This window comes from Saccharothrix hoggarensis (genome assembly GCF_052936025.1).
Map to the genome: position 1 here is coordinate 3,665,738 of NZ_CP193624.1, position 9,802 is coordinate 3,675,539.

Genomic DNA, 9,802 nt, shown 5'->3' on the forward strand with positions numbered 1-9,802 from the left:
GGCCGCACCCACCAGCGCCGCCGAGAACCTCCGAACCCTAACCAGCGCAGGCAGGCGGCGTGCCGATCCCCACCGCCCGCCGCCGGGCACCACCGCCGGGTCACGCCCAGGCCAGCACCGACTCCACCTCGAAGTCCAGCTCTGACACCGGGATGTGGCCGAACTGCTCCACCACGATCCGCCCCTCACGACGACGCCACGCGCCGCGCACCTCGCCGTCCACCACGACGTGCGGCATCGGCGCCCCGCCCGCGGCCTGCACCAGCGGCGCGTGCGCCGGGTCCAGCAGCAGCTCCCGGTCCCTGTAGCCGAGCAGGAACGTGTCGAACGGCCCGAGCAGCCGGACCGTGCCGTCGAGGTCGGCGGCATCCGCCAGGGGCAGCCGCCAGCCGTGCGGCCCTTCCACCAGCTCGTCGAACGGGAACCCGGCCCGCACGTCGTCCTCGGGCAGCCCGCTCCACGAGGTGAAGTCGTCGACCGTGGCGGGCCCATAGGCGCGCAGGTAGCGGCGGGCCAGCTCGGCGACGCCGGGCAGCTCGCCGTCACGGCGGGGGAGGAGGCGGTAGGTCGACTCGCCCGCGCACACCACGCCCCGGTTCGCGGCGTAGGCCAGCAGGTAGGCCGGCGCGGGGGAGTCGGGGTCGAGCGCCACGCCGACGTCGGCGAGGCGGGTGACGAGCTGCGGCTTGGCCAGGGGTTCCGTCAGCACCTCCCGCAGGGCGTCGACGGCCCGCGCGCACACGTCGTCGGTGAGGCCCAGTTCGAGCCGCCGGCACCGGGTGCGGGCGATGTTGGCCGGCCCGAGCAGCGCCACCACCCAGTCCACGTCCTCGCGGCGCAGCAGGTGCACCGCGCCCCGCATGGCGCAGGTCCGCACGACGTCACCGCGGTCGAGCGCGGCACGCAGGTCGGCCGACGTGATGCCGGTGGTGCGGGCCCGCACGGCGAGGCCGGCGGCCGTCACGTCCTGCGCCTGCACGGCGAGCACGTCGTGCAGCAGCTCGGGCAGCGAGCGGGCAGGCGTCGTCAGGCGTTGCGCCCGCATGCGCAGCGCCCTCGCCCGACCGGGGGTCACCTCGGCCCCGCGCCCGTCGAGCCGCGCACCACGAGCTCGGGCAGGAAGACGAACTCCGCGTGCGGCGCGGGCGTGCCGCCGATCTCCTCCAGCAGCGCGTTGACCGCGGCCTGGCCCATCGCCTCGACGGGCTGGCGCAGCGTGGTCAGGGGAGGGTCGGCGAACACGATGAGCGGCGAGTCGTCGAACCCCACCACGGACACGTCCTGCGGCACGCTCAGCCCGCGCTGCCGGGCCGCCCGGATCGCGCCGAACGCCATGAGGTCGCTGCCGCACACGATGGCCGTGCAGCCCTTGTCCAGCAGCGCCGCCGCCGCGGACTGGCCGCCTTCCACCGTGAACAGCGAGTGCCGCACCAGCTCCTCGGCCTGTTCCGCGGTGTAGGGGAGGACCGTGCGCATTTGCTGCACGAACCCCTCGATCTTGCGCAGCACCGGCACGAACCGCCGCGGCCCGACGGCCAGGCCGATGCGCTCGTGGCCCAGCTCCACCAGGTGCGACACGGCGAGCCGCATGGCGGCGCGGTCGTCGGTCGACATGAACGGCGCGGACACCTTCTCCGTGTAGCCGTTGATCATGACGAACGGGATGCCGCGGCCGGCGAGCTTGGTGTAGCGGTCCATGTCGGCCGTCGAGTCCGCGTGCAGGCCCGACACGAACACGATCCCGGCCACGCCCCGGTCCACCAGCATCTCGGTCAGCTGGTCCTCGGTCGCGCCGCCGGGCGTCTGGGTGCACAGCAGCGGCGTGTAGCCCGCGCTGGTCAGCACCTGCTCCACGACCTGCGCGAGGGCGGGGAAGATCGGGTTCGACAGCTCGGGGGTGATCAGCCCGATGAGCCCTGCGCTGCGCTGGCGCAGGCGGGGCGGGCGTTCGTAGCCGAGCAGGTCCATCGCGGCGACGACCGCCTGGCGGGTCGCGCTGGACACGCCGGCCTTGCCGTTGAGCACCCGGCTGACCGTCGCCTCGCTGACGCCTGCCTGCGCGGCGATGTCGCTCAACCGGGCGGTCACGCCGTCCATGTGGGTCCTCTCCGTCGACGGCGACAGGGGGCACCCAGAATGAAAGACCTTGCAAAGCCTTTCAGCAAGCCCTTGACGGTCACAGGTCCGGCGCGAGTCCTGTCGAGCCGAGGCAGCGGGCCGCCTGACGGGCGCCGGCCGCCATCGCGGTGGCCGCGTCCGCGCCGCCGAGGTGGGCGACCAGGAAGCCCGAGAAGAACGCGTCGCCCGCGCCGTTGGTGTCGACGATCTCGTCGACCGGCGCGGCGGCCACCCGTTCCACCGCGCCGTCGGCCACGAGCACCGCGCCGTCCGCGCCGAGCGTGGCCACCGCTGGCTTGCCCAGCGACTTCAGGAACGTCAGCAGCGCGTCGCGGTCGGCGAACCCGTCGTCGTTGAGGAACACGTGGTCGGCGGCGTGCAGGAAGTCGCGGTGGAACTCCGCGACGCCGTCGTAGTCGTGCAGGTCGCACCACACCGGCACGCCGGCGTCGCGGGCCGCGGCCAGCAGGGGACGGGCGTGGTCGGCGAGGTCGATCACCGCCGCGTCGGCCGCCGCCAACGCCGCGAGCGCCCGCTCATGGTGCCTGGGCCGGGACAGGACCGGCAGTTCCAGGTAGATCGACAGGCGGCCGCCGTGCGGGTCCATCAGGTTGAGGTGCTGCTCGGTGGCGCCCTCGGCCTGCTCGGCGATCACCTCCACCCCGGCCCGGCCGAGCACGTCGAGCACCGCGCGGCCGGCCTCGTCGTCGCCGACGACGGTCCGCAGCGTCACGTCCGCGCCGAGGGAGGCGAGGTTCAGCGCCTTGCCGGCCGACGTGCCGCCGACCGCGGTGCGGTGGCCGGAGGCGAACACGGTGTGCGGCCGGGGGTCCGGCAACCGGTCCACCAGCACCAGTCGGTTCCACGACACCGGCCCCGCGACGAACACCTTCGGCTTCCGCATGCGGCCGATTGTGCGGGGTGATCGAAGCAGGGGAGAGGTGTAAGTCGTCTCTATAGCTTCAGTGTTGACTAAAAGAAACCCCAACCCAGTGGTCGCGTCCACCAAACCCCAAAAAACAGCAAGGAGCCCCGACAGGACCGGAGCTCCTGTGAGGTCACGGGCCTCAGGGCCTTAGGGCCTCAGTCGAAGACGACCACGCTGCGCAGCACGTCGCCGCGGCGCATGGTGTCGAACGCGTCGTCCACGCCGGCGAGTGGGATGCGCTCGGTGACGAACCGGTCCAGCGGCAGCCTGCCCTGGAGGTGGAGGTCGACCAGGGCGGGGAAGTCGCGGGACGGCAGGCAGTCGCCGTACCAGCTGGTCTTGTAGGTGCCGTTGCGCAGGAACGCGTCGAGGAGCGGCATCTCCAGGCGCATGTCGGAGTCGGGCCGGGCGACCAGGACGAACGTGCCGCCGAGGGCTCGGGCGTAGAAGCCCTGCCGCCACGTCTCGGGGGACCCGGCCGCGTCGATCACGACGTCGGCGCCGAGGCCGTCGGTCAGGTCGCGGATGGCGGTGACGACGTCGTCGGCGAGGCGGGCGTCGATGACGTGGGTCGCGCCGAAGTCGGTGGCGTGCTTGAGCTTCCGGTCGTCGATGTCGACGGCGATGATCCGGGTGGCGCCGGCGAGCTTCGCGCCGGCCACGGCCGCGGAGCCGACGCCGCCGACGCCGATGACGGCCACCGTGTCGCCGACGGTGACGCCGCCGGTGTTCAGGGCTGCCCCGAGGCCGGACATCACGCCGCATCCGAGCAGTCCGGCGGCGGCGGGGTCCACCTCGGGGGAGACGGGGGTGCACTGGCCGCTGTGGACGAGGGTGAGCTCGGTGAACGCGCCGATGCCGAGGGCGGCGGTGAGGGGTCGGCCGTCGGCGAGGGTCATCCGCTGGGTGGCGGTGAAGTCGTCGACGCAGGCGGTGGGTCGGCCGCGGCGGCAGGCGCGGCAGCGTCCGCAGACGGCGCGCCAGTTGAGGATGACGAAGTCGCCGGGTGCGACGTTGTGGACGCCTTCGCCGATCTGCTCGACGACGCCGGAGGCTTCGTGGCCGAGGAGGTAGGGGTAGGTGTTGCCGATGACGCCGTCGCGGTAGTGGAGGTCGGTGTGGCAGACGCCGGAGGCGCGGACCCGGACGGTGACCTCGCCGGGGCCGGGGTCGGGGACGATGATGTCCCGCACCTCGACCGGTCTGCCCTCGTCGAGTGCGACTGCTGCCTTGACGGTCTGGGGCATGGGTTTGCCGGCTCCTGTTCTGCGCGACTGCGAAGGTGGTGGTGGGTGGGGGTTCGCGGGCCGGGTGGTGGTCGGGCGGACCTCCGCGCCGGTGCGGGCTGAGGATATTCGAGTGGGCGTGGTGGGCCGTGCCGGCGGGGTGGGTGGGCCATTGGGCGGTCCGGGTGGGCCGTTTGCCTGATCGGATTTCCTGATGGGTTCGCGCTGTGTGGCCTATGGCGTGGTGGGGTGTGGTGAACGGAGTGTCGGCATCCCGCTGTTGTGGGCTGTTCACGGGGTGAAGTGGTCGGGCAGGATGGGCCGCCGTGTCGGCCGTGCGCCGGCCGTCGGTGGGGGACCACCCGAGTGGAGCTGGGGAGAAGTTGAGCACCGTGTCGAAGGCGTCGGCGGGTATCACCGCGTTCGTGTTGTTCGCGACGACCGTGAGTTTTCTGATTTCCATGGCGGGGTCGTCGCTGAAGAGCACCGTGCAGGTGTTGTTCCTGCCGATCGCGGACGGTTTCGACGTGAACCGGGGGACGTTGGCGGTCGGCACCACGTTGTTCGCGGTGGTGACGGCGTTGGCGTCGTCGGCGGTCGGGCACCTGGCGGACCGGATCGGCGCGGTGCCGGTGTTGGCGATCGGCGCGGCGACGACGGGTGGCGTGCTGGTGGTGTGCGCGTTGGCCACCGACATCTGGGTGTTCGTGGTGGCTTACGGCGTGTTGGGCGCGATCGGGTGCACGATGTTGTCGTTCGTGCCGTTGGGCGTGTTGGCCGATCAGTTGTTCCAGGGTCGGAACGCGGGTGTGTTGTACGCGGTGCTGACGAATGGCGCGGCGGTCGGGTTCATCGTGCTGGTGCCGTTGTGGACGTTCCTGGGCGAGTCGATGTCGTGGGAGCGGATCCTGTTGGGGACCGGCGTGGTGTTCCTGGCGGTGTTGTTGCCGTTGTCGTTGGTGTTGGTGAAGTACTCGGCGCGGCAGTCGTCGCGGCCGGCGCCGTCGGAGCACGGTTTCTGGGAGGGGATCGGGGGGACGTTCCGGAACAAGCGGGTGCGGGGGTTGATCCTGCCGTTCTTCGCGTGCGGGACGACGATGGCGTTCATCGATGTGCACTTGTTCCCGCACATGCACGACCACGGGGTGACGGCGACGACGAGTTCGTTGTCGTTCGTGTTGTTGGGCAGTTTGGAGATCGTGGGTTCGTTGATCGCGGGCCGGTTGTGCGACAAGGGGCGGATCCGGGCGACGTTGATGGGCGCCTACTTGTTGCGGGCCGGGTCGATGGTGTTGTTGCCGTTCTTCTCGTCGGACTTCATGGTGCTGGCGTTCGGCGCGTTGTTCGGCGCGAGCTACCTGGCGACGGTGGTGGCGACGACGATGTGGATCACGAAGATCCTGCCGCGGGGGCAGAAGGGCACGGCGATCGGTGTGCTGTGGGCGCTGCACATGGTGGCTGTGGCGGCGAGCAGTCAGGTGGGCGCGATGTTGGCGGACCTGTTCCACAGCTATCTGCCGATGATCGTGGCGAGTGTGGTGCTGACGGCGGGTGCGGCGTTGTTGGTGGCGTTGCAGCCTGATCCGGACGCGGTGGTGGAGGCGGAGCGGGTGTCGGACCCGGTGGAGTCGGTCTGACGTTCGGGGTCTGGCGTTCGGGGTGTGGCGGGAGGTTGTGCGGTTTCCGCCACACCCCGTGGTTCACGCCTGGTCGGACCACCATTGGCGGCCGGTGTCGCCGAGGGTGCTGATCGGGTCGTAGTAGGGGTAGCGGCGGTTGAGGGCTTCGGGGTCGTCGAGTTCGATGCCGGTGCGGTAGTTCTTGGTCCAGTAGGAGATGCCGAGTTCGCGGTCGTACTCGTGGAGTTGGTGGACCCAGCGCTTGCCGACGTAGGGGACGTCGCAGACGATGCGGGGTGTGGCGTAGCCGGGGAGGTATCCCATGATGGCGTGTTGGAGTTCTTGGGCTTCCCAGACGGCGACGCGCCAGTGCTCGGCGTTGGGGATCATGTCGCACATGTAGAAGTAGTACGGCAGGATGTTCGCTTCGCCTTGGAGTGCGAAGCAGAGGTCGAGCAGGTCGTCCGGGGTGGCGTTGACGCCTTTCATGAGGACGCCTTGGTTGCGGACGTCGCGGACGCCGACTTCGAGGGCGGTGCGGGCGGCTTCGGCGACGAGTGGTGTGACGGTTTGCGCGTGGTTGACGTGGGTGTGGATGGCGAGGTTGACGCCGCGTCGGCCGGCGGTGCGGGCGACGCGTTCGAGTCCTTCGACGACCTTGGGCTGGAGCCAGTGCTGGGGTAGTCCGGCGAGGGCTTTGGTGGCGAGTCGGATGTCGCGCACGGTGTCGATGTCGAGCAGGCGCATGAGGAACGACTCGAGTTGGGGCCAGGGGACGTTGGCGACGTCGCCGCCGGAGACGACGACGTCGCGCACGCCGGGGGTGCGCTTGAGGTAGTCGATCATCTGGTCTTGGCGGTCGACTGGTTTGAGCGCGAGTTTGTGCTTCTGCACCTGGGGGGTGGAGTTGCCGACGAGGTCCATGCGGGTGCAGTGGCCGCAGTACTGGGGGCAGGTGGAGACGAGTTCGGCGAGGACTTTGGTGGGGTAGCGGTGGGTGAGTCCTTCGACGACCCACATCTCGGCCTCGTGGAGCGAGTCGCGGGCGGAGTGGGGGTGGCTGGGCCAGTCGGGGTCGCGGTCGCTGTGGACGGGGATCATGTAGCGCCGGATGGGGTCGGCGAGGAAGGCCGTGGTGAAGCTCTCGGGGTCGAGGGGGGCGGTGGGCGCCATGGTGTTGATCATCTGGGGTGGCACCAGCATGGACATGGTGGCCGAGTGCTGCTGGTCGGCGGTGAGGTCTTCGTAGAAGCGGTCGGTGAGCAGGTCGCCCATGAGGGTGCGGAGCTGTTTGAGGTTCTTGACGCAGTTGACGCGTTGCCATTGGGCGTCGCGCCACTGGGTGTCGGTGACGTCGCGCCAGCCGGGGAAGCGGCGCCAGTCGGGTTCGACGAGTTCGCGGCGCTCGTAGGTGTAGGGCTGGAGGTCAGCCCGGTGCGTCGTGGGTGTGACCTCGTGCAGCGCAGTCATCCATGCTCCCAACCCGTTGAGTGGCGTGAAGATATGCTGCCAGATGACCTGTTGGACGTAAATATTTCGGCGGGGAGCGTTTGAGGCGTCCGCTGCGTTGAGGTGGGTATGCGCGTGTTGGCGGTACTGCTCATCGGCCTCGCGGTCGAGGTCACGGCCCTGGTGGCGGCGTTCGACGCCTGGGGTCTGCTCCCGACCCTGGGTCTGCTGGTCCTGGGCGCGGTGGTGGGCTCGGCGCTGATGCGCCGGGAGGGCGCGCGGACGATGGGCGCGTTCTCGGAGGCGTTGCGGGCGCGGCGCGCGCCGCACCAGGAGATCGCGGACGGGGTGCTGATCGCGGCGGCGGGGTTCCTGATCGTCGTGCCGGGGTTCGTGAGCGATGTGGCGGGTCTGTTCCTGCTGTTCCCTCCGACGCGGCGGTTGATCAGCCGGCGGATGGCGCGGCGGGCGGAGGAGCGGGAGCGGGCGATGGTGTTGAACGTCCGCTACGGGCGTGACCCGATGGCCGGTGGTGTGGTGGTGGACGGCGCCGTCGTGGACGGCGCGGTGGTGGACGGCCCGGTGGTCGACGGTGGCGTGGTCGGCGGCGCGGTGGTGGACGGCGCCGTGGTGGACGGCGCCGTGGTGGACGCGCGGTCGCGGCAGCGGCGGGAGCCCCGCGAGTTGCCGTGACCGTTTCGGCGGCCACGGCGCGGGAGTTCGCCGCTAGCCTGTCCCTTCCCCGTTGATCTCCGGAAGGGGCGACCGTGGCCACCCTGTACCGCGCGATGTGGAACGACGACCGGCCGAGCCTGGTGGACGACGTGCGGCGCACCGTCCTGGAGTGGGTGGACTTCAAGAGCGGTGGCCAGGTCGAGCGGCTGCTGGGCTCGGGGAGCACCAAGGACGGCGCGATGCGCCTGAAGGTCGAGCACGAGCAGGACCACCGCGACGGCGCGTCGGTGCGCTCGGCGCTGCGGGTGTCGTTCGTGGAGTCGCAGGAGAACGGGTCGCAGTGGATCATGAGGGTGCGCGGCTGGGTGTGCTCGCGTGATGACGGTCCGGGCACGGACGGGTGGCTGTGGACCGATGTCGACGCGGTGAGCCACGACTCGCTGGACGGCGTGACGATCGCCGCGCCGCGGTTCGTGCGCTCGCTGCTGGCGGAGGGCGGTCGACCGCGGCGGGGTGACGTGCCGTTGTCGGCGTCGGTGTTGTCGTTCGAGGGTGATTCGGGCGCCGAGGCGCTGGCGGAGCTGGTGACGGACGTGCGGCGGGACGTGCCGGTCGTCGTGTTCGCGCCGTTGCCGCCGGGGTTCCACCACGTGGGGCTGCCTCCGGGGGTCACCGCGCACCTGCAGTTCGAGCGGGTGGTGGAGCGAGCGTCGGCGATGGTGGCGGGGATGGCCGCGGTGTGCCGCCTGGACGAGGCGGGGATGGTGGCGTTCGGGTCGATCGTCGGGCCGGAGCACGGCGTGCGGGATGGCGCGTTCCGGATCTACCTGCCGGACATGGATCCGGCGGTCGACGAGCCGTGGCGTCACCGGTACACGGTGCCGGCGCGGTTCCTCCGGTACCGGGAGGGTGCGGGCGGGATCATCAGCCGGGCGATCTCGCGGCGTGCGGGCGCGCGTCGGGCGCCGGCGAGTTACGAGGTGGCGGCGCGGTTCCTGGATTCGGTGAAGGAGGCCGTGCCGGCGGACGCGGCGCAGTTGTTGGAGATGTACGAGGAGGAGAACGCCGAGCTGCGCGGCCAGGTGGCGACCCAGGACCACCGGTACCAGGACTTGTTGGAGGACCACGAGCTGTTGGAGAGCGAGCACGCCCGGTTGCGGGCGGAGTTGGCGACGGCGCGTCGGAAGCTCGCGCTGGTGGAGCCGCGGTTGTGGGAGGAGCGGCCGGCGGAGGTGTTGGCGGTGGTGGCCGCGACGCCGCCGGACCACGCGGACTCGCCGGGTGAGGCGGCGCGGTTGGCGCAGACCCACCTGGGCGTCCACCTGCGGGTGCCGGACGGCGCGCTCGTGGACCTGGATCTGATCGACAACGCGGTCGAGTCGCGGGCGTGGGGGCAGACGGCGTGGCGGGCGTTCCTGGCGCTGCACGCCTACGGGGAGGCGTTGCGGGACGCCGAGCACGATCCGGGGTCGTTCTGGACGTGGTGCGAGAACTCGGGGCACCCGCACGCGTGGACGGCGACGCCGAAGAAGTTGGCGATGGGGGAGAGCGAGTCGGTGCGGTCGTCGGCGAAGCTGCGCCGGAAGCGGATCTTCGAGGTGGACCGGTCGGTGGACGCGTCGGGTCGGATGTTCATGGAGATGCACATCAAGATCGCCGAGGGCGGCGGGATGCTCGCTCCGCGGATCTACTTCGTGCCCGTGCGTGATCAGGGGAAGGTGCACGTGGGGTACTTCGGTCCGCACAAGAACGTGCCGAACACGCTGGCCTGACGGGTCGGGCGCCCG

Annotated in this window: 8 protein-coding genes; 3 read left to right on the forward strand and 5 right to left on the reverse strand. The window is 71.0% G+C overall.

The window, feature by feature from the left end:
• Window positions 1–100: 100 nt before the first annotated feature.
• The 4 genes from ACRAKH_RS16775 to ACRAKH_RS16790 form a co-directional block, all read right to left on the reverse strand.
• Complete coding sequence (locus ACRAKH_RS16775) at window positions 101–1,075, reverse strand: winged helix DNA-binding domain-containing protein (protein ID WP_447009933.1); 975 nt, start codon at window positions 1,073–1,075, stop codon at window positions 101–103.
• Window positions 1,072–2,097 (reverse strand): LacI family DNA-binding transcriptional regulator, encoded by a 1,026-nt coding sequence (locus ACRAKH_RS16780; protein WP_380722865.1) that lies wholly within the window; start codon window positions 2,095–2,097, stop codon window positions 1,072–1,074. Before ACRAKH_RS16780 ends, ACRAKH_RS16775 begins: the two co-directional genes overlap by 4 nt.
• Window positions 2,098–2,176: 79 nt before the next feature.
• Window positions 2,177–3,022 carry a carbohydrate kinase family protein gene (locus tag ACRAKH_RS16785; RefSeq protein WP_380722864.1) on the reverse strand — a complete coding sequence of 282 codons (846 nt, stop codon included), beginning with the start codon at window positions 3,020–3,022 and terminating at the stop codon, window positions 2,177–2,179.
• A gap of 179 nt (window positions 3,023–3,201) precedes the next feature.
• Complete coding sequence (locus ACRAKH_RS16790; RefSeq protein ID WP_380722863.1) at window positions 3,202–4,293, reverse strand: S-(hydroxymethyl)mycothiol dehydrogenase; 1,092 nt, start codon at window positions 4,291–4,293, stop codon at window positions 3,202–3,204.
• A gap of 371 nt (window positions 4,294–4,664) precedes the next feature.
• Between ACRAKH_RS16790 and ACRAKH_RS16795 the strand changes: the two genes are divergently transcribed.
• Window positions 4,665–5,909 (forward strand): MFS transporter, encoded by a 1,245-nt coding sequence (locus tag ACRAKH_RS16795; protein ID WP_380722897.1) that lies wholly within the window; start codon window positions 4,665–4,667, stop codon window positions 5,907–5,909.
• Between the two features lie 63 nt (window positions 5,910–5,972).
• On the opposite strand, the gene ACRAKH_RS16800 is transcribed toward ACRAKH_RS16795, so the two are convergent.
• Window positions 5,973–7,361, reverse strand: a complete 1,389-nt coding sequence (locus ACRAKH_RS16800) for a KamA family radical SAM protein (RefSeq protein ID WP_380722862.1) — start codon at window positions 7,359–7,361, stop codon at window positions 5,973–5,975.
• Window positions 7,362–7,469: 108 nt separating this feature from the next.
• Here ACRAKH_RS16800 and ACRAKH_RS16805 point away from each other — a divergent pair, with 108 nt between their 5' ends.
• Window positions 7,470–8,033 (forward strand): FxsA family protein, encoded by a 564-nt coding sequence (locus tag ACRAKH_RS16805; RefSeq protein ID WP_380722861.1) that lies wholly within the window; start codon window positions 7,470–7,472, stop codon window positions 8,031–8,033.
• 74 nt (window positions 8,034–8,107) lie between these two features.
• A complete protein-coding gene (locus tag ACRAKH_RS16810; RefSeq protein ID WP_380722860.1) occupies window positions 8,108–9,787 on the forward strand; it encodes a hypothetical protein in 1,680 nt (559 codons plus the stop codon).
• Window positions 9,788–9,802: the final 15 nt, after the last annotated feature.

Bases quoted from the DNA above. Each gene is read 5' to 3' on its own strand.
- ACRAKH_RS16780 (WP_380722865.1), bottom strand. From the start codon at position 2,097: ATGGACGGCGTGACCGCCCGGTTGAGCGACATCGCCGCGCAGGCAGGC.
- ACRAKH_RS16785 (WP_380722864.1), bottom strand. From the start codon at position 3,022: ATGCGGAAGCCGAAGGTGTTCGTCGCGGGGCCGGTGTCGTGGAACCGA.
- ACRAKH_RS16790 (WP_380722863.1), bottom strand. From the start codon at position 4,293: ATGCCCCAGACCGTCAAGGCAGCAGTCGCACTCGACGAGGGCAGACCG.
- ACRAKH_RS16800 (WP_380722862.1), bottom strand. From the start codon at position 7,361: ATGACTGCGCTGCACGAGGTCACACCCACGACGCACCGGGCTGACCTC.
- ACRAKH_RS16805 (WP_380722861.1), top strand. From the start codon at position 7,470: ATGCGCGTGTTGGCGGTACTGCTCATCGGCCTCGCGGTCGAGGTCACG.